Source organism: Aeromonas sp. sif2416 (assembly GCF_019218665.1).
Classification (GTDB): Bacteria; Pseudomonadota; Gammaproteobacteria; order Enterobacterales; family Aeromonadaceae; genus Aeromonas; species Aeromonas encheleia.
Genome location: NZ_JAHUXC010000007.1, coordinates 153,710 through 176,312, shown reverse-complemented (window position 1 = coordinate 176,312; position 22,603 = coordinate 153,710). Strand labels below are relative to the sequence as shown.

Here is a 22,603-nt window from a genome sequence, read left to right as displayed (position 1 = left end):
TAACCTCTAAGGGGTGACCGGCGTCAAGTTGGCACGGTGCAATCAGGGCAATCAGGCGGCGACGAAGTGCAGCGTCACGCCACGAGCCTTGAGGGCGTCACGCATGGGGGCGGACAGGGCATCGTCGGTGACCAGCACGCCGATCTGACCGGGTCGGCCGAGCTGGCTGGGATGGATGGCGCCAAACTTGCTGCTGTCGGTGATGACCACGTTGGTCACCCCCTTGGCCAGCACACTGTTGACCACGTCGGCCCGCATCATGTCGCGGCCGGTGAAGCCCACCTCGGGATGAAAACCATCGACCCCGATGAAGGCCTTGGAGAAGTGCACCTGCTCGATACAGAGCCGGGTGAGCGGCCCCACCACGCTCTCGCTCTGCTGCTGGTAGAGGCCGCCAAGCAGCACCACCGGGGTCTGGGTGTCCTTGAGCAGGTGGGCGATGAAGCTGCTGATGGTGATGATGGTGACCCGCTTGTTCAGGGCCAGATGGCGGGCCAGCAGGGCGTTGGCGCTGCCCCCCTCGATAAACACCGTCTCGCCATCGTCCACCAGCTGGGCGGCCCGCTCGGCGAGGCGCTCCTTGAGCAGGTAGTTGATGTTCATGCGGGCATCGGGATCATCGCTGTCCAGCGCCATGGCCGAGCCGTGCACCCGCTTGAGCAGCCCCTGCTTCTCCAGTGCGGTGAGGTCGTTGCGCACCGTGACCTCTGACACGCCGGTCTGTTCAGCCAGCTCGCTCACGCTCATCTTGCGAGCCTGATGGACCAGAGTGAGGATCTGTTGGCGGCGTAGGTTCATGGTGATGGCTCGATTCGAACGATGGAGAAGCATGGCGGCCAGTGCCGCCATGAGGGTCGCCGATCAGCGATGCTGCTCGGCGCGGCGATGATATCACCTCGCGCATCCGGCGATAAGATGGCGCCGGCGCGCGAGTGGCAGGTCGCCGCTTGCACCTGCCATGCCCGTCAGAGGCTGTGTTCGGTGCGGGCTATGATGTCATCCTGCGCATCCGGGGAGAGCGCGGCGAAGAAGATCGGGTAGATCGTCGCCACCCTCAGTTGCCTTCGGCACATCCGTCAGAGGCTGTGCTCGGTGCGGGCGATGATGTCATCTTGCGCATCCGGGGAGAGCGCGGTGAAGAAGATCGGGTAGATCGTCGCCACCCTCAGTTGCCTTCGGCACATCCGTCAGAGGCTGTGTTCGGTACGGGCGATGATGTCATCTTGCGCATCCGGGGAGAGCGCCGTGAAGAAGGCGGAGTAGCCCGCCACCCGCACCACCAGATCCCGATACTGATCAGGGTCGGCCTTGGCCGCCAGCAGGGTCTCGCGCGAGACGATGTTGTACTGCACGTGCCAGCCCTTGTGTACCTCGAAGAAGGTGCGCAGCAGGCTCATCAGCTTGGCCTTGTCCCGCTCGTTCTCCAGGCTCGCCGGGCTCAGCTTCTGGTTGAGCAGCACCCCGCCGAGGATGGCGGCGGTAGGCAGCTTGCCCAGCGAATTGAACACGGCGGTGGGGCCCAGGCGATCCGAACCCGAGGCCGGGCTGGCCCCTTCCGCCAGCGGGGTGCGGGCATGGCGGCCATCCGGGGTGGCCTGGGTGGCCGCCCCGAAGGGCACGTTGGCGGAGATGGAGGAGGTGCCGGCGTAGTAGGTGCCGCCGATGGGACCCCGGCCGAAGCGGGTGTTGTGCAGCCCCTTGAGCTCATCGATGTAGCTCTGGTAGGCGCGCACCAGCAGCAGATCCACCTCGTCCAGATCGTTGCCGTACTTGGGGGCCGCATGGGTGAGGCGCTGACGCAACTGCTCCCCCGCCAGTCCGGCGAAGTCCTGTTCCAGTGCCTCGGCCAGCACCGCCTGATTGACGATGCCCTGCTCGAACACCAGCTTCTTCACCGCCGCCAGGCTGTTGCCGAGGTTCGCTATCCCCACCTGCAGGCCTGAGACCCAGTCATAGACGGCGCCGCCCTGCTTGATGGTCTTGCCGCGCTCGATGCAGTCATCCACTAGCGTGCTGCAGAGGATGTCGTGGGCCTGCTCCTCCAGCACGCTGTCCACCACGCAGTCGATCTCGATGGACTTGCGGGTGAAGTAGCGTACCTGCTCGTCCCAGCGGGCCATCACCTCCTCGAAGGAGCCGAAGTTGCCTTGGCGCAGCGCCTGGGCCTGGGGCAGGAACACCTTGCCGGTGGTGGCATCGCGGCCGCCATCCAGCGCCGCCAGCAGGATGCGGGCGAAGTTGATGAAGCTCATGCCGGTGCAGCGATAGCCCCACTTGCCGGGCACCGCTGTCTCGATGCAGCCGATGGCGGCGTAGTGGTGGGCATCCTCCACGCTCACTCCGAGCTTGATGAACTCGGGGATGACAACCTCGTCGTTGTTGAAGGCCGGCATGCCGAAGCCGCAGCGGATCACCTGGATGCAGGCGTCGAGGAACGCCTCGCTCATGCCGGCATGGTAGCGCACCGAGAGGTTGGGCTGGGTCGAGCGCAGCTGGCCGCAGGACTCGAGGATGGCATAGGACAGACCGTTGACCGCGTCATGGGCCTGGCCATCGCGCCAGTTCTGGCCGCCTATGGTGACGTTCTGGTAGAGCGGGCTGCCGGCGGAGGCCTTGGAGTGGGTGCCGGAGCGGATCTTGTTCACCTCCAGCAATTTCAGCCAGCACCCTTGCAGCAGCTCGATGGCACGCTCGCGGGGCAGGGTCTCTGACAGCTCAACCTCGCGGCGATACCAGGGATAGAGGTACTGATCCATCCGGCCGAAGGAGACGGAGTGGCCGTTGGACTCGATCTGCAAGATGAGCTGGATGAAGTAGCAGAGCTGCAGCGCCTGCCAGAAGGTTTCCGGCGGCTGGTGGGCGATGCGCTCGCAGTTGGCGGCCATGGCCAGCAACTCGTTGCGACGCTCTGTACGGGATTCACTCCCGGCCATCTCGCGGGCCAGGGTGGCGTAGCGCTCTATCTGATCGCTCACCGCATCGAGCGTGATGGCCACCGCCTGCAGGAACTGCTCGCGCCGCAGATCCGCCCAGTCGGCGAGATCGAGCCGGGTGCGCCGCTCGGCCACCCGCGCCTTGACCCCGGCCAGCCCCTTGGCGAGCAACTCCTCGAAGTTGACCGCGAGGTGGGCATCCCCCGAGGTCATGTTGCCCTCGGCCTTGATGATGCCGCTCTCCAGCAGCGCCTTCTGCTCGTCGGTGAAGATGCCGAGGCAGCGATCCTGCACCGTCTGGCCGCGCCAGAAGGGGGTGAGGGCGTGAATGGTCGCCTTGTCGGCCTCGCTCACCGCAAAGCCGGCGCCGGGCCTGTCCGCCAGCTCGTCTATCTCCTTCTCAATCCAGCCCACCGTGTACTCGGGGAAGAGCGGGGCGCCGCGCACCTGACTCGCCTGGTTACCGACGATCAGCTCGTCGTGCTTGATCCAGATGCTGCGCTCCTTGAGGTGGTGAGCCAGTGCCAGGGCGCGGCGCACCGGCAGCGGCCGGGCCAGGGCGCGGCGCACCGGCAGCGGCCGGGCCAGGTGCGCCTGATAGGCTTGCGTGTAGTGGCGGGCGCGCTCGGTGCAGACCGGCGGCTGGACTATGTGGATCAGGCTCTCCTTGTGGGCGCGGATCCGGGGGCTGAGGGTATTCAGGTCGAGCTGGGTCATGATCTTATCCTCGGGTGACAGGGGTCAGCCCCTGACGTTGGGCGTAGGCGTGGGCAAAGTGGAGCAGATCGGGGTCATCGAGGGGCTTGTCCGGCGCCAGGTAGGGCTGGTCCAGCAGGGCATATTTGCCCATGGGCAGGAAGTGGATCTCCCGGACGGTCGCCAGGCTGGCGGCGGTGTCGACTATGGCCGCGATGCTGTCGCTGTCGGCATTGAAGCCCGGAATGAGGGGCACCCGGATCTGCAGCGGGATGCCGCGCTTGGCGAGGCGCCTGAGGTTGTCCAGCACCAGCGCCACCTTGCCGCGGGTCCATTCGAAGAAGCGCGCCTGGTCGAGGTGTTTGAGATCGGCCAGCACCAGATCGAGATGGGGGAGGCTAGGTTCAATCTGCCGCCAGGGCACATGCAAGCAGCTCTCCACCGCGGTGTGCAGCCCCTCTGCCTTGCAGGCTCGCAAGAGATCGCGAGCGAGTTCGGGTTGCATGAAGGGTTCGCCCCCGGACAGCGTCACGCCACCGCCGCTGCGCTCGAAGAAGGGGCGGTCTCGCAGTATGTCGCTCATCAGATCATCCAGGCTCTGTTCCTGGCCGCACACCCTGAGCGCCTCGCTCGGGCAGCATGTCCGCAAGGATGCCAGCTCGTCCCTGCCGAGCCGGCGGCGATCGATGCAGAGGGCCTCGTCCTGGCGGCGGATGGCCGACGGGCAGGCGCGCTGGCAGAGATCGCACCCCGCGAGGCAGAGCCTTGGATCGAACAGCAGATCCGGTGTGGGGGAGCGGCTCTCCGGGTTCTGGCACCAGCGACAGGCCAGGGAACAGCCCTTGAGGAATACCAGGGTTCGGATGCCGGGACCATCGTGGGTCGAGTAACGTTGCAGGCCGAAAATCATACCACCTCCTTTTGATTGGTGTAATAACAACATTCATTCGTAAGTTGTTTTGATTTTGATCAACTAAATGAAGGGCGCAACTTCGCTAGAATGGTGACAGTTTGAACAGCCTGTAGAGGAGTCAGATATGGAGCTTTATCTCGATACCGCCGATGTGGCGGCGGTGCGTCGCTGGTCCAGGATACTGCCGCTGGCCGGCGTCACCACCAACCCGTCCATCACCGCCGCCGGGGGCTTGCCGTTAAGAGAGTTGCTGCCGGCCTTGCGCGAGGTGCTGGGGCCCAAGGCGCGGCTGTTTGCCCAGGTGATGGCCAAGAGCGAGACCGAGATGGTGCGCGAGGCGTTCGCCCTGCGTGAGCTGGACCCGGATCTGGTGATCAAGATCCCGGTCTGCGCAGAGGGGTTGGCGGCCATCAAGAGCCTGACCGCCAACGGCGTGCCGACCCTGGGTACCGCCGTCTACACCCCGCTGCAGGGGTGGCTGGCGGCCCAGGCAGGTGCCGAATATGTGGCCCCCTATGTCAACCGGCTGGATGCCCAGGGCGGTGACGGCATCGCCACGGTGCGGGAGTTGCAGCAACTGCTGGCGCTGCACGCCCCCGGCAGCAAGGTGCTGGCGGCCTCCTTCCGCACCCCGCGCCAGGCGCTGGACTGCCTGCTGGCGGGTTGCCAGTCCATCACCCTGCCGCTCGACGTGGCCGAGCAGATGCTGAGCGTGCCGGCGGTGGAGGCGGCGCTCGCGAAGTTCGATCAGGATTGGCAACGGGCGTTCGCCTGAGGTCCACGACAGGCGTGAGTGAGGATCGAGGCGGGGCAGGAGGGTGGACTAAGCTAGTAGGAGAGCGCCCGATTTGACGGGCGGGTACCGATGGCTGACTGGAGGTGTCCCATGAGCGACCATACCCTGCTGCCCCATGGTGAGGATCTGCGCCGCGCCGTACGCTGGCTCAGCGAACACCATGAACACGACATCCGGGCCATCGAAGAGGCCTGCGTCCGTTTCGATCTCTCCCCGTTGGACGAGGAGTTCCTCCTCCGCTATTGCCGCGAGCAGGCACCGGAGTCTCAGATCCGCTAGACGAAGTGGGCGAGGTCGATCCCGTACTCCTTGGGATCCACAGTGCTCTCTATGCTCTCCTGGCCCCCGTTTCTGGCGAGATCCAGCCACTGCACCTCGAGGTAGTGACGCTGGGTGGCGTGGTAGATCACCTTCACCACCGGCTTGAGCGGCTCCTTCGCATTGCGCTGCATGACGATGGCCAGCCGCTGGTTGGAGAGCTGCACCAGGGTACCGACCGGGTAGACCCCCATGCACTTGATGAAGCGGGTCACCAGCGCCCGATCGAAGTGGTGATCGGCCCCCTTGAGCAGGATCCGGAACGCCTGGGTCGGCTGCATCCCCTGCTTGTAGACCCGATCCGCCGTCACCGCATCATAGACATCGACGATGCCGCTCATGCGGGTGTAGAGGGAGAGCTGCTCCCCCTTCAGGTGGCGGGGATAACCGCTGCCGTCGAGCCGCTCATGGTGATTGGCGGCCACCTCCAGCATGGTGGGGGTGATGCCGGCCGTCGCGAGCAGGATCTCGGCGCTGTGCACCACGTGCTGGCGCATCACGCCAAACTCCTCGTCCGTCAGCTTGCCCGGCTTGTTGAGCACCTCGTCCGGCGTCATGATCTTGCCCACGTCGTGCAGCAGGCCACCCAGGGTCAGCTCCTTGAGCACGTCGCGCTCCAGCCCCAGGTAGCGGCCGAAGTTGGCCAGCAGTATGGCCACGTTCATGGAGTGCTCCATCAGGTAGGCATCCTTGGCCCGGATCCGGGCCAGGCAGAGCATGGCGTCGCCGTGGCTGAACATGGTGTCCACCATCTCCTCGGCGACCGTCGCGAGCGGTGTGATGTCGATGGGTTCTCCCGCCTTGAGCTGGCGAATGAACTTGCCTTGCAGCTCGCGGGCCTCCTGGTAGAGGCGGCGGATCTTGAGTTCGCGGCCTTCGCCGCTAGCGCTGCCACTCGGGCGTGGGGAGGAGGGGGAAATCGGTTCGGGGGCGATGATCTGCTCGATGCCCGCCAGCTTGCTGCGGGAGAGATCCAGCCGCACCGTGATGACGCCACGCCGCACCAGGGATTCGATCTGCTTGCGGTTCGTGACCAGCCCCATCTGGGCTATTTCCATGGCGCCGGTCTGGCTGGTGATGGCGATCACATACATGCCGGGTTGCAGCTGGCTGACGGGGATGACGGGATGAGGCGTGCTCGACTTCATACGGCTTCCTGACATTATTATTATGGGTAACCTGGGTCCTCGGCCTGCAGTCTACCATCGGCCAACGGTCCCGTCATGGCGACATGCGACCACCCAGCCCGCTTAGTGCTGGCGTTGTCGGGCTCGGCCTATATAATGACGCCCCTTTCATGATGGACTCTGAGGTTGTGCATGCGGCTCGATAAGTTTCTTTGCGATTGTTCCGATTTGACCCGTTCCCAGGCGGGCAGGCTGATCCGTCAGGGTGAGGTGATGGTGGACGGGATCCTGGTCAAGCAGCCCGCGTTCCACATCAATGAGCAGAGCCAGGTGGAGTTCGATGGGGTCATGCTCACCCTAGATCAGCGCAATCGCTACTTCATGCTGCACAAACCGGAAGGCTACGTCTGCTCCAACGAGGATCCGGACCACGCCACCGTCTTCCAGCTGCTGGATGAACCGGCCATGGGCAAGCTGCACGTGGTGGGCCGGCTCGATCTCGACACCACCGGCCTGGTGCTGATCACCGATGACGGTCAGTGGTCCCACCGCATCACCTCGCCCCGCCACGAGTGCGCCAAGACTTACCATGTCTGGCTGGCCGATCCCGTGAGCCCGGACGCCATCTCGCTGTTTGCCGACGGGGTATTCCTGCGCAACGAGGACGACAAGACCCGCCCCGCCCAGCTCGAGCTGCTGGGTGAGTGCGAGGCGCGGCTGACCATCCACGAGGGCAAGTATCACCAGGTGAAGCGGATGTTTGCCGCCATCGGCAACAAGGTGGTCCGGCTGCATCGGGAGCGGATCGGGGTGCTGAGCCTGGACGAAGAGTTGGCACCGGGTGAATACCGTGAGCTGACCGAGGACGAGATCGCCCAGTTCTGAAGGGCGTTAGTCGGCATCTGCTAGGCGTTGAACCTGGCCGGATGCCGATCTGCGCGCCGCTCACCGCCAGCCTCTTAGAGACTGGCGTGAGGATCGTTAGGGGCCGCTGATGCCCAGCACCAGGGCCGTGCCCAGGGTGGCCAGCAGGGCGCCGGCCCAGGCCGCCAGGGCGGGACGCTGGCCCGAATGCCACCACAGCAGGGGCAGCAGTATGACCGGGGTGGTGGAGGAGAGGATCGCCACCATGCCCACCTCACCCTGACGCAGGGCGACCAGGATCAGCGTCATCCCCAGGGCCATCGCCAGGAAGCCGTTGATGCCTATCATCCCCAGCACCCGCCGGTTGATGGGGTTGTGCGGCAGGGCGAGCGGCACCCGCAGCACCCGCAGCACGCAGTGCGCCAGCAGGGCACTGCCCATGCGGATGCCGGAGGCACTCACCGCATCCACCTCGCCGCTCATCATCACGGGTTTGGCGATGATGGCGCCGAGGCTCTGACACAGGGCTGCGGTCAGACCCAGGGCGATGCCGACGGCGAGGTGGCCACGCACCTGTTCCCATTCGTGGTGTTGCTGGTTGCCGCGCCGTCCGAACAGGATGGCGAGCATGACGCCGGCCAGCACCAGCAGTGCCCCCAGCAGACGCCAGCCGCCGAGTCGTTCACCGAACAGCCAGAGCCCGAGCAGGGTGGAGAAGAGCGCGTGGCAGGAGAACAGCAGGCCACTGCGGCGCGGTCCCAACCGGTTCATGCAGGCGAACAGGGCGGTATCGCCGATGAAGATGCCGATGAGCCCCGACAGGGCCAGCAGGGGCAGGGCGCTCTCGGTGAGGGTCTGCCAGCCGCCCGTGGCCAGGCTGGCGCTCCCCAGCATCAGGCTGACCAGGAACATCCGCCAGCGACTGTAGGCAAAGGCCCCCAGATGGCGGGCCGGTTTGACCGAAATCAGGGCGGCGATCGCCCATAAACTGGCCGCTGCCAGCGCCAGCCACTCGTAGCCCATAAAGATCCCTGAAAATGTAGCTAGAAAGACGCGTCAGGCTGCTGTCAGCGCCTGCCATCCGTACTGCATCAAAACACCTGAAAAAAAACAGCCCGAAAGACTCCATCTCTTCGGCAAGCCCGATACAATACGGGCCGTCTTCGGGGATAACAAGCGCGGCATCATGCATTCCTGTCGAGGCGCGCCGCCGGCCTTCCCCTGTTTGCAGTCCATAGAATTGAATGAGGTTTGTCATGCTTTACCGTTTTGCCCCTCGGCCGGCCCGTCGCTGGTGCTCCCCCTTGCTGCTCGGCCTGCTGCTGACCCCGCCACTGCACGCGACCCAGGTCGTGCAACAGCCGCCGCTGGCGGATCGCCAGACCCTGGTCAAGGGCAACGGGGCCGAGCCGGAGTCCCTCGATCCGGCCCAGATCCGCACCGGCTTCCCGGGCGAGGTGGTGCTGGTGGACCTGTTCGAGGGGCTGGTGAGCGAGGATGGCCAGGGCAAGATAGTGCCGGCCCAGGCCCAGCGCTGGGAGACCAGCAAGGATGGGCTGGAGTGGCGCTTCTTCCTGCGCCCGCAGCTCAAGTGGTCCAACGGTGAGCCGCTCAGGGCGCAGGACTTCGTCTATGCCTGGCGGCGGCTGCTGGATCCGGCGCAGGCCTCCCCCTCCGCCGGCTTGCTGCTGGCCACCGGCATCAACAATGCCCAATCCATCTATGCCGGGGCGCTCGATCTCAATGCGCTGGGGGTGGTGGCCGAGGGCGATCAGATCCTCAAGGTGACGCTGGAGCGGCCCGTGCCCTACTTCCTGCAGCTCATCAGCCAGCGCCCCTTCGTGCCGGTCAACGAGCAGGCGGTGGCCAAGTTCGGCAAGCAGTGGACCCAGCCCGGCAAGCTGGTCAGCAACGGTGCCTACAAGCTGGTGAACTGGGTGCCGAACGAGCGCATCGAGGCCGAGCGCAATGCCCAGTACTGGGACGATGCCCATACCCGGATCCAGCGGGTGACCTATCTGCCGCTCGCCTCCCAGCACGCCGAGCGGCTGCGCTACGAGGCGGGGGAGATCCAGCTCACCAACAAGGTGGCGCTGGAGTATTACCAGAAGACCAGGCAGGAGACCCCGGAGCGGATCTGGGGCCTGCCGCTGCTGGGCACCTATCTCTACACCTTCAACCTGCGCCGCCCCGAGCTGCAGGACGTGCGGGTGCGCCAGGCGCTCGCCATGACCATAGATCGCCACCTGCTGACCGAGAAGGTCAGCGGCCAGGGCGAGCAGCCCGCCTGGTCCCTGCTGCCCGGCATGCCGGGCTATGAGGCATTGAGGTCCGAGCTGTCGCTGCAGGATCAGCCGACCCGGCTGGCGAGGGCGACCGCCCTGCTGACGGAGGCGGGCTACAACAGCGCCCATCCCCTCAAGCTGACGCTGACCTACAACACCTCGGAGAATCACAAGAAGCTGGCGCTGGCGGTGGCCTCCATGTGGAAGCCGCTGGGGGTGACCGTCGAACTCAACAACATGGAGTGGAACGCCTATCAGGTGGCCAAAGACAGCGGCGACTTCATGCTGGCCCGCTCCTTCCTGTTTGGCGACTACGTGGAGCCTTCCTCCATGCTCAACAGCTTCCGCTGCCAGGATCCCCAGAACGAGAGCGGCTACTGCAACCCGGCTTTCGACGGCTTGTTGCAGCAGGCAGCGGACACCCTGGATGGCACAGTCCGGACCGGACTCTACCGCCAGGCCGAGCAATTGCTGATGGACGAGATGCCCGTCATCCCTGTCTATCACTACAACCAGATGCGGCTGGTGGACCCCAGCCTGCGCGGCCTGCCGAGCCGCAACCTGAAGGGCGCCATCGCCACCAAGGATCTCTATTTCAGCCAGCCATGAGGAACGAGAGATGAAGATAGCCATTATCTCCGACGTACACGGCAGCCTCAGCGCCCTGGAGCGGGTGCTGGCGCAGCTTGCCCCCTGGCAGCCGGATCACTACCTGCTGCTCGGGGATCTGCTCAACCACGGCCCGCGCAATCCGGTCCCCGAGGGCTATGATCCCGCCGCCGTGGCCGAGCGGCTCAATCGGTTGGCCCCCCAAGTCATGGCGGTGCGGGGCAACTGTGATTCGGAGGTGGATCAGATGCTGCTGCACTTCCCCCTCACCGCGCCCTACAACCAGCTGCTGGTGGATGAGCGGCGCTGGTTCGTCAGCCACGGTCACCTCTACCACCCAGGCGAGGTACCCTTGCCGGCGGGCAGCCTGTTCATCAGCGGCCACACCCATGTTCCTGTGCTGCAGCGGGAAGGGGAGCTGGTGCTGATGAATCCGGGATCCATCTGTTTTCCGAGAGGGGAGTGGGCGGCGAGCTACGGCTGCTATGAGCGAGGCGTCATGCGCATTCATGCCTGCGCCGACGGGGCCGAGCTGATGCGGCTGGTGCTGTGAAACGCTAAAACGGGTGAGAAGAGGGGGAGGGTATTACGCCTTGATGCCCTGGGAGCGGGTGCCGGAGCGGGTGTTGCCCTTGGCGTCATAGGTCAGGGAGTTTCTGTCCCGCAGCTTGCTGAGGAAGCTGGCCAATCGACGGTTGGAGACGATGCTGAGCTCCAGCAGCCGACCGTTGAGGTCATTCTGCTCCTGGCAGGCGTCCAGCTTGGTCTGCAATGAGTGCAGCTGGGCGGGGAAGGCGCTGAGCTGTTGCCGCAGATCGGGCAGCTCGGCCAGGCTCTTGTCCAGCGCTTCTATGGTGGCAAGCAGTTGCTGCTTGCGCTCGGCCAGGGCCGGCAAGGCCAGGGCCTGATGTTGTTTGAGCAGGTCAAACTCCTCCGCCAGCAGCGCTTGCATCTGGGAGAGGTACTCGTCTTGGGCGTGCAGCAGTGAAGGCAGATCCATCATCCCAGACGCTTGTCCAGGTCGGCTTCAAAACTGAACATCTTCTTGGCCACGGCTTCGCTGTCGACCTTGTACTCCCCGCTGGCCACGGCCTTCTTCAGGCTCTCGATGCGGCTTTCGTTGCCGGTCGAGACGGTGTTGAGGGTTTTCTGCATCTGTTGCAATTGCTGCGCCTCGCTGGTCAAGGAGACAGAGTCGGTCTTGACGGTTGCCGCACGGTTGCCTTCGGCCGAAGTCGTGGATTTGGTCGCACCCTGGCTGGTCGCCGTATTCTGCAACCGGTTGTTTGCCAAGTTGTTGATATTGTTGATAGCCATACGGTTTACCTTCGTCTGCTTTGCTGTTCGCTTACCTGTTTATCGGTGACGGCGGTCAGAACTTTAGAAAAAAATTGCTGCATTAATACAACAATCAGAATGGGACCACCACAGTCCCAACGGCCGTGACCTTGCCCTGTACCGGTCTGCCTGAGCGAATGTTAACAAGCCTGATCATGTCTCCGAAGCTGCCATCTTGCAAGGCTCGGGCCATGGTTTTGATCTGCATGCTGCTGTTTTCCGCGCTCAGTGTGACCTGATCCCCCTTGCAGACCACGCAGACCTGGGTGAGCCGAATGGGCTGGCCCGGTTTGAGTTCACGCTTGCTGCGCACCCCGATGAGGGGGGCGGGGTCGCTGAGATAGTCACCGCGGATCAGGGTCTGATCCTGATAGGCCAGGGTCAGCATGGCTTCGCTCAGTATGTCCCCTTTGGCCACTGGGGTGGCGACCGTGACATAGGGTTTCTGGATGCTGACCCGTACCGGCAGGTAGAGATCCCAGGGCGCGGCGCCCTCGCACTTGAGATAGACGGTGGTGTTGCGGCGGATCTCCATCCTGGCGGGGAGGGAGATGGTCAGGCCATCCTCGCAGCGGTTGAGGGGGAGGCGCTCATCGATGGAGGCGGCCTGCACCTCGGCCTGGGCATCGAGGGGGACCTCCAGCTGGTCGAGTACGAACGCCTGTGCCTGCTCTTGCAGATATTGAGTGACCTCGGACGCCATGGCATGAGAGAGGCTGCAAAACGGCAGTAAGATGAGGAAAAGTCTACTAATCATTTTCGTGTGCCGGCCGATAGGTTGTTCACGTATACCACCGTATTTAACTATGCTTGCTGCGTTTGTCGCAGGATCCGGTTGTCGAGACGGCGATGGTCTGACGCAAGCCAACACGCATGCATGATTAGTGCCAAGCGTTTTTTAGGGAGTGTTTATGGCGAGTATTCTTGACTCGGTCAACCAACGGACCCAGCTGGTGGGACAAAACAGACTGGAGCTGTTGCTGTTTCGTCTCAACGGACGTCAAAGATTTGGCATCAACGTCTTCAAGGTGCGCGAGGTGCTGCAATGCCCGCCCTTGACCATTATGCCCAAGCTGAACTCCAGTGTGCGGGGGGTGGCCCATATCCGTGGCCAGACCATCTCGGTGATCGATCTCAGCATGGCGATGGGCAAGCGCCCGATCCAGGATCTGAGCAAGTGCTTCATCATCATCTCCGAGTACAACCGCTCCATTCAGGGCTTCCTGGTGCATTCGGTCGAACGCATCATCAACATGAACTGGGAGTCCATCCTGCCGCCCCCCAAGGGCGCCGGTCGCATCAACTACATGACCGCGGTCACCGAGGTGGATGGCGAGCTGGTGGAGATCCTGGACGTGGAGCGGATCCTCAACGAGATTTCGCCGGTCTCGACCGAGGTGAGCGCCGAGCTGGTAGAAGCCAGCGTGGAGCGCAATCCCCATGGGCGCCCGGTGCTGGTGGCCGATGACTCCTCGGTGGCGCGCAAGCAGGTGCAGCGGGCGCTCGAGGCGATCGGGGTGCAGTGCGTGCTGGCCAAGGATGGGCGCGAGGCCCTCAACATGCTGCTGGAGATGGCCAAGCTTGGGCCCATCAAGGATCAGATTGCGCTGGTGATCTCCGACATCGAGATGCCCGAGATGGATGGCTATACCTTCACCGCCGAGATCCGTAACAATCCCAATCTCAAGGACTTGCATGTTATCCTGCACACCTCTCTGAGCGGGGTGTTCAATCAGGCCATGGTGCAGAAGGTCGGAGCGAACGATTTCATTGCCAAATTCCAGCCGGATGAATTGGCCAAGGCCGTACAAGGCGCTCTCTAATAAAGAAGAACTAACTGCATGAAGACACTGTCGGACGACTTATACAAACAATTCAGCCATTTTCTGGCGCTGCAGAGCGGCATAGTGCTGGGTGACAACAAACAGTATCTGGTCAAGAGCCGTCTGTCGCCCTTGATGGCTCGGTTTGGTATCGAGAGTCTGTCTGAACTGGTGACGCGGGCGATGAATGTGCGTGAGCGGGACCTGAAGATGGCCGTGGTCGATGCCATGACCACCAATGAAACCCTGTGGTTTCGTGACTCCTATCCGTTCCAGCTGCTGAGTGACAAGATCTTCCCCGAACTTGGCAAGAGCGGCCGCCCGATCAAGATCTGGTCCGCCGCCTCCTCCTCGGGGCAGGAGCCTTACTCCATCGCCATGATAGCGCTGGAGCAGCAGGTCAAACGGCCGGGCACCTTGCCGGGCGGGGTGCAGATAGTGGGGACCGACATCTCCAGCACCATGCTCAACCAGTGCAAGGAGGGGGTCTATGACAGCCTGGCCCTGGCGCGGGGGCTCTCGCCCGAGCGCAAGAAGCTGTTCTTCGAGCCGCACGGCGACAACAAGATGCGGATCTCGGAGCGTGTCAGAAAATTGACCAGTTTCCGGCCGTTGAACCTGCTGGAGAGCTACAGCCTGCTCGGCAAGTTCGACATCATCTTCTGCCGCAACGTGCTCATCTACTTTGCCCCCGAGGTGAAGTCCAAGATCCTCAACCAGTTCGCCGCCAGCCTCAATCCTGGCGGCTACCTGATGCTGGGGGCCTCGGAGTCCCTGGCCGGCCTCACCGACAAGTTCGAGATGGTCCGCTGCAACCCCGGCATCGTCTACAAAGTCAAATAATCCCCCTCTAGTCCCTCTTTGGCACACCTCTTGCTAAACATTCGTGAAGCAGGAGGTGTGCTATGGCAATTTCATTCGACAAGGCATTTGGTGTTCATCAATACACGCTGAGCGTTCGCGCCAAGCGTGCGGAGGTGCTATCCAGCAACATTGCCAATGCGGACACCCCAGGCTTCAAGGCCAGGGACATCAACTTCTCCCAGGCGTTGCAGGATGCCCAGAGCCAGCAGGGGTTCGGGCTGGCCACCACCAGCGAGAAGCATTTCGCCCTGCAGATGGATGCCCCGGGGGCGACCCAGTACCGCAACCCGCTGCAACCCGATACCGGTGACGGCAATACCGTGGACGTGCAGCAGGAGCGCAGCGAATTCCTGCGCAACAGCCTCGAGTACCAGGCCTCCCTCGAATTTATGAACAGCAAGATAAGCGGCCTGCTCAAGGCGTTGAAAGGAGATCAGTGATGAGTTTGTTCAAGGTCTTTGACATCGCAGGCTCAGCCATGAGCGCGCAATCCGTCCGCCTCAACACGGTCGCCAGCAACATGGCCAACGCCGACAGCGTCAGCTCCAGCGTGGAAAAAACTTACCACGCCCGGCGGCCAGTCTTTGCCGCCCAGCTGGATCAGGCCATGTCCGACAAGCAAGCCTCGGTCGGGGTGGATGTGAAAGGCATCGTGGAGAGCGATGCGCCGCTGCTCAAGGAGTACAACCCCAGTCACCCCATGGCGGACAAGGACGGCTTCATCTTCAAGCCCAACGTCAACATGGTGGAGGAGATGGCGGACATGATCGCCGCCTCCCGCAGTTACCAGACCAACGTCCAGGTCGCCGATGCGGCCAAGAAGATGCTGCAGCAGACGCTCGGCCTCGGCAAGTCCTGACACTGAGGGTTGATTATCCATGACAGAGACCTATGACAGCTTGCCGGGCATCGATAAGCAGCCCACCCGACACTGGGTTTGGCAATCCTTGAAAAGAAGGCGGTGATTCAATGGCAGATACCTATGACAGCCTGCTTGGCGTCAACCGGGCTTCGGCAAACCAGACCAGTACGGGCAATACAACTACCCCGAAGAAGGAGCTGGATCAGGCCTCCTTCCTGAAGCTGCTGACCATGCAGCTCTCCTATCAGGATCCCTTCAAGCCGGTGGACAACGCCCAGATGTTGTCCCAGATGACTTCGATGTCGACCTCGGAGGGGATCAGCAGCCTCTCCACCCAGATGGGGAACCTCAACGATCTGATGACCTCCAGCCAGGCGCTGCAGGCCTCGGCGCTGGTGGGTCAGAACGTGCTGATCCCGTCCAACACCGGTTATCTGGAGAAGGACGGCGTCATTTCCGGCATGGTCGCCACCGGCGACGGTGCCAGCAACCTCAAGGTGACGGTGAAGGACGCAAGCGGCCAGGTCATCAAGGAGTTCGCCATCGAGGGGGAACAGAAGGGTAACGTCGCCTTCGAGTGGGATGGCAAGGACAAGGACGGCAACCCGGCCAAGAGTGGCAAATACCAGATTGAGATCCACGGCACCGTCAATGGCAAGTCGGAGAGCATCCCGGCCCTGGCCTATGCCAAGGTCGAGAGCGTCACTCTGGGCACCAGCACCAACCCAAGCACCCTCAAACTCAAGGGACTGGGCGGCATCTATCTGACCGATGTATTGGAAATTGGCGGGACGGGCGGCAAGTCGACCACGACACCGGCTCCGACCTCAAAAGCGTAGTGATCTAAGGAGAAAGACATGTCATTCAACAATGCCCTCAGTGGCATCAATGCGGCTCAAAAAGACCTGAACGTCACCGCGAACAACATTGCCAACGTCAATACCACCGGTTTCAAGGAGTCCCGCGCCGAGTTTGCCGATGTCTATGCCAACTCCATCTTCGCCAATGCCAAGACCCAGGTCGGCAACGGGGTCGCGACGGGGGCGGTGGCGCAGCAGTTCCACCAGGGGGCGCTGCAATTTACCAACAACGCGCTGGATCTCGCCATCCAGGGCAACGGCTTCTTCGTGACCTCGGACGGGATGACCAGTCTGGACCGCACCTACACCCGCTCCGGTGCCTTCAAGCTCAACGAAAACAGCTACATGGTCAGCAACTCAGGGGGTTACCTGCAGGGCTACGAGACCAACGCCGACGGCACCCCCAAGGCGGTCAGCATCAATGCGACCAAGCCGATCCAGATCCCGGATCGGGCCGGTGAACCGGTCCAGACCTCCCAGATCGATGCCGGCTTCAACCTGCCCTCCACCGCCACCCCGCTGGCGGCGGGCAATGGTGCCGGCGATGCCTCCAAGTTCGATCCCAAGGACTCGGCCACTTACTCCTCCTCGACCTCGGTCGTGGTGTATGACTCCCTGGGGGAGCCGCACACCATCACCCAGTACTTCGTCAAAGAAGCCGACCCGGCCGACACGACCAAGGCGGCGGTGCCGACCGCCTGGCGCATGTACCTCTATCAGGGGGACAAGCCTGTCGACGTGGCGGGCGGTACGCCCACCACCATGGCGACCGGCGTCAGCCAGGCGCCCCTGAGCGCCCGCGTGACCTTCGATGCCTCCGGCAAGATGAACCCCACCACCGTCCCGGCGGTCATCAAGACGGTGGCACTGGGGACTCCGGGGGCGGGCATCATCACCAACGGCGCGGATGGCACTCAGGATATCGAGCTCAAGCTCGGCACCGTGACCCAGTACTCCTCGCCATTTGAAGTCAATAAGTTGACCCAGGATGGTTCCACCGTCGGCCGCTTGACCAAGGTCGAGATCACGCCGGACGGCATCGTCTCGGCGACCTACAGCAACGCCACCACGGTCAAGGTGGCCATGGTGGCGGTGGCCAAGTTTGCCAACTCCCAGGGGCTGACCCAGATAGGCGACACCTCCTGGCGCCAATCCCTGCTGTCCGGCGAGGCGCTGCCTGGTACCCCCAATTCGGGCACCTTCGGCTCCATCAAGTCGTCGGCACTGGAGCAGTCCAACGTGGACCTGACCACGGAGCTGGTGGATCTCATCACCGCCCAGCGCAACTTCCAGGCGAACTCCCGTTCGCTGGAGGTCAACACCTCGTTGCAGCAGAGCATACTGCAGATCCGCTAACCCACTCTCCTCCTGCAAGGGGCGCCTCGGCGCCCCTTTCTGCATCCGGCCCTCGCCCTTTTCCTCCCCCGTTTGGCCCGCGTCATCTGTCTTGGCATTCAATTTGCAGTTATCCGGTCAGAGTCATCTGTTTGACGGAGGATCCCATGGATCACCTGCTTTATATCGCCATGTCCGGGGCCAAGGAGAACATGAACAGCCTGGCTGTGCGTGGCAACAACCTGGCCAACGCCAACACCATCGGCTTCAAGTCTGACTTCGAGCAGGCGCGCAGCATGCAGGCGTTTGGCGAAGGCTTGCCCTCGCGGGTGTTCGCCATGACGGAGCGACCGGGTCAGAACCTGCAGCACGGCATGCTGATGACCACGGGGCGGGATCTTGACGTCGCCGTCGACGGACCCGGCTGGATTGCGGTGCAGGATCCCAAGGGGGGCGAGGCCTATACCCGCATGGGCAACCTGCAGCTGAATGGGGCCGGCAACCTGCAGACCTCGACCGGGCTCAACGTGGTGGATGACGGTGGCCAGCCCATAGTGATGCCGCTGCCGATGGAGAAGATCGAGATCAACCGTGACGGCACCATCAGCGGCCGCCCTGAAGGGGCCGCCCCCAACCTGGCGGAGGACTACCAGCGCATCAAGCTGGTCAAGCCGCCGGCGGATGCGGTGGAGAAGGGCCAGGATGGCCTGTTCCGCCGCAAGGATGGCCAGAGTGAGGCCGCCTCCGCCGAGGTCGGCCTGCTGGCGGGTTCGCTGGAGGGCAGCAACGTCAACGTGGTCGACGAGATGACCAACCTCATTCGCTTGCAACGTCAGTTTGAAACTCAGGTCAAGATCATGAAGACCGCCGAGGAAAACGACGAGGCCCAAACCCAGCTGCTGCGTATCAGCTAATCAAGGAGCATTAAATGAATCCTGCACTCTGGATCAGCAAGACCGGCCTCGATGCCCAGCAGACCAACATCTCGGTCACCTCGAACAACCTGGCGAACGCCAGCACCGTCGGCTACAAGAAGGCCCGCGCCATCTTCGAGGATCTGCTCTATCAGAACATCAACCAGCCGGGTGGCCGCTCCTCGGCCGACACCGAGCTGCCCTCCGGCCTGATGCTGGGGGCGGGGGCCAAGGTGGTCGCCACCCAGAAGAACCACAGCCAGGGCAACGTGCAGACCACGGACAACTCCCTGGATCTGATGATCAGCGGCCGCGGCTACTTCGAAATCCAGCTGCCCGATGGCAGCGCGGCCTATACCCGCAATGGCCAGTTCACCCTCAACGACGAGGGCACCATAGTCACCCCGGGCAACGGCTACCCGCTGCAGCCCGAGATCCAGATCCCCGAGAACGCCCAGAGCGTGACCGTGGGGGAGGATGGTCAGGTGTCGGTGCAGCTGAAAGGGGATGGTCAGTCCCAGGTGGTGGGGCAGATCAACACCACCGACTTCGTCAACCCGACCGGGCTGCAGCCCATGGGGGAGAACCTCTTCCTGGAAACCCAGTCGAGCGGCGCGCCCATTCAGGGCACGGCCGGCTCGGACGGGCTGGGGGTGGTCAAGCAGGGCATGCTGGAGACCTCCAACGTCAACGTGACCGAGGAGCTGGTGAACCTGATCCAGGCCCAGCGGGTGTATGAGATGAACTCCAAGGTCATCTCGGCGGTGGACTCCATGATGTCCTTCCTGACCCAGCGCACATAAGCGGAGGCCCATGATGAAAGCCCTATGGCTGCTGAGCCTGCTGAGCCTGGCAGGCTGTACCAGCACCCCCAACACCGCCAAGCCCGACGATCCCGAGTTCGCCCCCGTCTATGGCGAGTCGGAGCCTGTGTCGGTGCGGCCGACCGGTGCCATCTTCCAGCCCGAGCAGGTCAATGGTATCTACTCGGACATCAAGGCCCACAAGGTGGGCGACATCATCAACATCGAGCTGTCCGAATCGACCTCGGCGTCGAAGAAGGCCAACACCCAGAGCGGCAAGGACAACAACTTCGATCTGGAAGCGGTCACCCTGGGCGGCGTGCCGGTGACGGCGAGCCCCTACAACCTCTCTGCCTCCATCGATCAGAGCAGCGCGTTCAAGGGCCAGGCCAAGGCGGACCAGAGCAACAGCCTGCAGGGCAGTATCTCGGTCAGCGTGGTCAAGGTATTGCCGAACGGCAATCTGCTGGTGCGCGGCGAGAAGTGGATCATGCTCAACAACGGCAACGAATATATCCGCATTACCGGTCTGGTTCGTCCCGGGGATGTGAGCTCGGAGAACAGTGTGTCGTCCCAGAAGGTCGCCAATGCGCGGATCCATTACGGCGGTACCGGCGATCTGGCCAACACCCAGGAGCAGGGCTGGCTGACCAGCTTCTTCAACGGTCCCTGGTGGCCCATCTAGCGAGGGGGCCACGGCGGCCTGCTTGATACTCACGGGCCCCAGTGGCTTATTCAGGGCTCAGGCCCATTCAGGATTTACGGGGCCCTGGTGGTCTATTTAGGAGATCTCATGAATCGACTCCGTCTGCTTGGCCTGCTGTGCTGCTGCCTGCCGCTCGGGCTGGCACACGCCTCCCGCATCAAGGATCTCAGCTCGGTGGAAGGGGTGCGCAGCAACCAGCTGATCGGTTACGGCCTGGTGGTGGGCCTGCCCGGCACCGGCGAGAAGAACAACGCCTTCACCGAACAGACCTTCAGGACCATGCTCAACAACTTCGGCATCAAGGTGCCGGACAACATCAAGCCCAAGATCAAGGATGTGGCGCCGGTCGCCATCCACGCCGATCTGCCGCCCTTCTCCAAGCCGGGCCAGACCATAGACGTGACCGTCTCCGCCATCGGCGAGGCGAAGAGTCTGCGTGGCGGTACCCTGCTGCAGACCTTCCTCAAGGGGCTGGATGGCCGCGTCTATGCGGTGGCCCAGGGCAGCCTGGTGGTCGGGGGACTGGGAGCCGAAGGCGCAGATGGCTCCAAGGTGGTGGTGAATACCCCGACCGTAGGGCGCATCGCCAACGGCGCGACCGTGGAGCGCGAGGTGGCCAACTCCTTTTCCGAAGGGGATACCATCACCTTCAACCTGAACCGGCCCGATTTCACCACCGCCCGCCGGGTGGCCGATGCGGTCAACGATCTGGTGGGACCCAACATGGCCCAGGCGCTGGACGCCACCTCGATCAAGGTGTTTGCTCCGCGTGACCCGGGTCAGCGGGTCTCCTACCTGGCCACCATCGAGAACATTGAGGTGGATCCGGCCAGCGAGTCCGCCAAGATCATCGTCAACTCGCGCACCGGCACCATCGTCATCGGCAGCCAGGTCAAGCTGCGCCCGGCCGCCATCAGCCACGGCGGGCTGACGGTCACCATCGCCGAGAACCAGCAGGTCTCCCAACCCAATCCGCTGTCGGGCGGCCAGACGGTGGTCACCAACAACTCCACCATCAACGTGCAGCAGGAGCCGGGGCGGATGTTCAAGTTTGATACCGGCGCGACCCTGGACGATCTGGTGCGGGCGGTGAATCAGGTTGGGGTCGCCCCCGGCGATCTGATGGCGATCCTGGAGGCGCTGCAGCAGGCAGGCGCCATCCAGGGGCAACTGGTCATTCTGTAAGAGGCTGTCCAGGCGAGCCTATGGCTGTTCTCTGGCGGCGCCGCAGCGGGCGGCACCTCAGGGGGCAGCTGGTCATTCTGTAGGCGGCTGTCCAGGCGAGCCTATGGCTGTTCTCTGGCGGCGCCGCAGCGGGCGGCACCTCAGGGGGCAGCGGGTCATTCTGTAAGCGGCTGTCCAGGCGAGCCTATGGTTATTCTCTGGCGGTGCCGCAGCGGGCGGCACCTCAGGGGGCAGCGGGTCATTGTGTAATTAATAGCGGCAAGGGTTTGCCACGGGCGGCAAAGAGGAAGGTTATGGCAGAGTTCGACACCCAGAGCGGTATCAATATTGGCATGGTGCAGGACGTCCAGAATCTGGACAAGCTGCGCCGGATGGGCATGAGCAAGGAGGGCAAGGCCGAGGCGCTGATGGCGGCGTCCCGCCAGTTCGAGTCCATCTTCACCCAGACCCTGTTCAAGGGCATGCGCCAGGCCAATGCGGTGTTGACTGATGATAACCCGTTCAGCAGCAGCTACACCCAGTTCTACGAGGGCATGCTGGACGAGCAGCGGGTGGCCGACATGTCGAGCAAGGGCGGGATTGGCCTGGCCGAGATGGTGGTCAAGCAATTCTCCCCCGAGAAGCAGTTTACCCACAACGACGGCCGGGTGCTCAAGCTGCCGCAACGCACCGAGCGGGTCTACAAACCCTACCAGCCGCCCACCTCTGCCCCCAACGATCTGATCGCAGCCTCAAAAGTTGGCAAAGATTTTGCTGAGAAGGGGATGGAGGGGGCCGAACCGGCCTTGACCATGCCCAGACGTCCGCACCGCACCGTGCCCCCCATGGGGAGCTCCCAGCCCGCGGCGGCACTGGATGCGACCGGCAAGGTATTCGATACCCCGGAGGAGTTCGTCAACCGCCTGATGCCGCTCGCCAAGAAGGCGGCGGACAAGCTGGGGCTGAGCCCGGCGGTGCTGGTGGCCCAGGCCGCCCTCGAGAGCGGCTGGGGCAAGCGGGTGATCAAGGACGGGGAGGGGCAGATGACCCACAACCTGTTCGGCATCAAGGCCGACCCCCGCTGGGAAGGACCCAAGGCGGTGGTTAGCACCCTGGAATATGAGCAAGGGGTGGCGTCGCGCCAGAAGGCGGCGTTTCGCTCCTATGAGTCGTTCGAAGAGAGCTTCAACGACTATGTCGATTTCCTGACCTCAGGTTCCCGTTACCGGGGGGCACTGGCCAAGGCGGACAGCCCTGACCGTTATTTCGAGGCGCTGCAGCAGGCCGGTTATGCCACCGATCCCCAGTACGCCAGCAAACTGAAACAGGTGTTGCGCAGTGATGCCATTGCCGGCTACGCCGCAACCAGCCACACAGAGATGGAGCTGTAAGT

Annotated in this window: 24 protein-coding genes; 16 read left to right on the top strand and 8 right to left on the bottom strand. The window is 63.2% G+C overall.

The features are described 5' to 3' along the window. Positions 1-51: 51 nt before the first annotated feature. The 3 genes from KW821_RS14640 to KW821_RS14630 form a co-directional block, all read right to left on the bottom strand. Positions 52-798 carry a DNA-binding transcriptional regulator YciT gene (locus KW821_RS14640; protein WP_218291958.1) on the bottom strand — a complete coding sequence of 249 codons (747 nt, stop codon included), beginning with the start codon at positions 796-798 and terminating at the stop codon, positions 52-54. A gap of 389 nt (positions 799-1,187) precedes the next feature. Further along, complete coding sequence (locus tag KW821_RS14635) at positions 1,188-3,650, bottom strand: formate C-acetyltransferase/glycerol dehydratase family glycyl radical enzyme (RefSeq protein ID WP_218291957.1); 2,463 nt, start codon at positions 3,648-3,650, stop codon at positions 1,188-1,190. A 4-nt stretch (positions 3,651-3,654) separates the two neighbouring features. Further along, entirely contained in the window at positions 3,655-4,539 is an 885-nt protein-coding gene (locus KW821_RS14630) for a glycyl-radical enzyme activating protein (RefSeq protein ID WP_218291956.1), read from the bottom strand. 127 nt (positions 4,540-4,666) lie between these two features. Here KW821_RS14630 and fsa point away from each other — a divergent pair, with 127 nt between their 5' ends. After that, the gene (gene fsa / locus KW821_RS14625; RefSeq protein WP_218291955.1) at positions 4,667-5,317 is read left to right on the top strand and encodes a fructose-6-phosphate aldolase; all 651 of its coding nucleotides are present in this window, start codon (positions 4,667-4,669) and stop codon (positions 5,315-5,317) included. Positions 5,318-5,428: 111 nt separating this feature from the next. Further along, positions 5,429-5,617, top strand: coding sequence for a hypothetical protein (locus tag KW821_RS14620; protein WP_042654905.1), 189 nt, complete (start codon positions 5,429-5,431; stop codon positions 5,615-5,617). Here the strand turns inward: KW821_RS14620 and KW821_RS14615 are convergent. Beyond that, positions 5,614-6,804, bottom strand: a complete 1,191-nt coding sequence (locus KW821_RS14615; RefSeq protein ID WP_218291954.1) for an HD-GYP domain-containing protein — start codon at positions 6,802-6,804, stop codon at positions 5,614-5,616. The genes KW821_RS14620 and KW821_RS14615 overlap by 4 nt on opposite strands. 171 nt (positions 6,805-6,975) lie before the next feature. Here KW821_RS14615 and rsuA point away from each other — a divergent pair, with 171 nt between their 5' ends. Continuing rightward, complete coding sequence (rsuA, locus tag KW821_RS14610; protein WP_218291953.1) at positions 6,976-7,668, top strand: 16S rRNA pseudouridine(516) synthase RsuA; 693 nt, start codon at positions 6,976-6,978, stop codon at positions 7,666-7,668. Between the two features lie 96 nt (positions 7,669-7,764). Here rsuA and KW821_RS14605 read toward each other — a convergent pair whose 3' ends face one another. Further along, entirely contained in the window at positions 7,765-8,670 is a 906-nt protein-coding gene (locus tag KW821_RS14605) for a DMT family transporter (RefSeq protein WP_218291952.1), read from the bottom strand. Positions 8,671-8,903: 233 nt separating this feature from the next. On the opposite strand from KW821_RS14605, the gene KW821_RS14600 reads away from it, so the two are divergent. Together KW821_RS14600 and yfcE are read left to right on the top strand one after the other, a co-directional pair. After that, positions 8,904-10,541 carry a peptide ABC transporter substrate-binding protein gene (locus KW821_RS14600; RefSeq protein ID WP_218291951.1) on the top strand — a complete coding sequence of 546 codons (1,638 nt, stop codon included), beginning with the start codon at positions 8,904-8,906 and terminating at the stop codon, positions 10,539-10,541. A 10-nt stretch (positions 10,542-10,551) separates the two neighbouring features. Next, entirely contained in the window at positions 10,552-11,094 is a 543-nt protein-coding gene (gene yfcE / locus KW821_RS14595) for a phosphodiesterase (RefSeq protein WP_218291950.1), read from the top strand. Positions 11,095-11,127: 33 nt separating this feature from the next. Here yfcE and KW821_RS14590 read toward each other — a convergent pair whose 3' ends face one another. From KW821_RS14590 to flgA, 3 genes are all read right to left on the bottom strand, one after another. Then, a complete protein-coding gene (locus tag KW821_RS14590) occupies positions 11,128-11,544 on the bottom strand; it encodes a flagella synthesis protein FlgN (RefSeq protein WP_218291949.1) in 417 nt (138 codons plus the stop codon). Continuing rightward, entirely contained in the window at positions 11,541-11,858 is a 318-nt protein-coding gene (gene flgM, locus KW821_RS14585; RefSeq protein ID WP_042654898.1) for a flagellar biosynthesis anti-sigma factor FlgM, read from the bottom strand. Before flgM ends, KW821_RS14590 begins: the two co-directional genes overlap by 4 nt. A gap of 94 nt (positions 11,859-11,952) precedes the next feature. Further along, positions 11,953-12,558, bottom strand: a complete 606-nt coding sequence (gene flgA, locus KW821_RS14580) for a flagellar basal body P-ring formation chaperone FlgA (protein ID WP_256353498.1) — start codon at positions 12,556-12,558, stop codon at positions 11,953-11,955. Positions 12,559-12,790: 232 nt separating this feature from the next. Here flgA and KW821_RS14575 point away from each other — a divergent pair, with 232 nt between their 5' ends. From KW821_RS14575 to flgJ, 11 genes are all read left to right on the top strand, one after another. Beyond that, the gene (locus KW821_RS14575) at positions 12,791-13,702 is read left to right on the top strand and encodes a chemotaxis protein CheV (RefSeq protein WP_218291947.1); all 912 of its coding nucleotides are present in this window, start codon (positions 12,791-12,793) and stop codon (positions 13,700-13,702) included. A gap of 18 nt (positions 13,703-13,720) precedes the next feature. Next, the gene (locus KW821_RS14570; RefSeq protein WP_042654896.1) at positions 13,721-14,545 is read left to right on the top strand and encodes a protein-glutamate O-methyltransferase CheR; all 825 of its coding nucleotides are present in this window, start codon (positions 13,721-13,723) and stop codon (positions 14,543-14,545) included. A gap of 62 nt (positions 14,546-14,607) precedes the next feature. Continuing rightward, complete coding sequence (flgB, locus tag KW821_RS14565) at positions 14,608-15,006, top strand: flagellar basal body rod protein FlgB (RefSeq protein ID WP_042654895.1); 399 nt, start codon at positions 14,608-14,610, stop codon at positions 15,004-15,006. Beyond that, complete coding sequence (gene flgC, locus KW821_RS14560) at positions 15,006-15,425, top strand: flagellar basal body rod protein FlgC (protein ID WP_042654894.1); 420 nt, start codon at positions 15,006-15,008, stop codon at positions 15,423-15,425. The genes flgB and flgC overlap by 1 nt, the downstream gene beginning before the upstream one ends. A 110-nt stretch (positions 15,426-15,535) precedes the next feature. Then, positions 15,536-16,267: a flagellar hook assembly protein FlgD gene (locus KW821_RS14555; RefSeq protein WP_218291946.1), complete on the top strand. Its 732-nt coding sequence runs from the start codon at positions 15,536-15,538 to the stop codon at positions 16,265-16,267. 18 nt (positions 16,268-16,285) lie between these two features. Then, positions 16,286-17,644 (top strand): flagellar hook protein FlgE, encoded by a 1,359-nt coding sequence (gene flgE / locus KW821_RS14550; protein ID WP_218291945.1) that lies wholly within the window; start codon positions 16,286-16,288, stop codon positions 17,642-17,644. Positions 17,645-17,790: 146 nt separating this feature from the next. Then, positions 17,791-18,537, top strand: a complete 747-nt coding sequence (flgF, locus tag KW821_RS14545) for a flagellar basal-body rod protein FlgF (RefSeq protein WP_218291944.1) — start codon at positions 17,791-17,793, stop codon at positions 18,535-18,537. A gap of 14 nt (positions 18,538-18,551) precedes the next feature. Beyond that, the gene (gene flgG / locus KW821_RS14540; RefSeq protein ID WP_042654890.1) at positions 18,552-19,340 is read left to right on the top strand and encodes a flagellar basal-body rod protein FlgG; all 789 of its coding nucleotides are present in this window, start codon (positions 18,552-18,554) and stop codon (positions 19,338-19,340) included. 13 nt (positions 19,341-19,353) lie between these two features. Continuing rightward, complete coding sequence (flgH, locus tag KW821_RS14535) at positions 19,354-20,025, top strand: flagellar basal body L-ring protein FlgH (RefSeq protein ID WP_218291943.1); 672 nt, start codon at positions 19,354-19,356, stop codon at positions 20,023-20,025. Between the two features lie 108 nt (positions 20,026-20,133). After that, the gene (locus KW821_RS14530) at positions 20,134-21,231 is read left to right on the top strand and encodes a flagellar basal body P-ring protein FlgI (RefSeq protein WP_042654888.1); all 1,098 of its coding nucleotides are present in this window, start codon (positions 20,134-20,136) and stop codon (positions 21,229-21,231) included. Positions 21,232-21,524: 293 nt separating this feature from the next. Next, positions 21,525-22,601 carry a flagellar assembly peptidoglycan hydrolase FlgJ gene (gene flgJ / locus KW821_RS14525; protein WP_218291942.1) on the top strand — a complete coding sequence of 359 codons (1,077 nt, stop codon included), beginning with the start codon at positions 21,525-21,527 and terminating at the stop codon, positions 22,599-22,601. Positions 22,602-22,603: the final 2 nt, after the last annotated feature.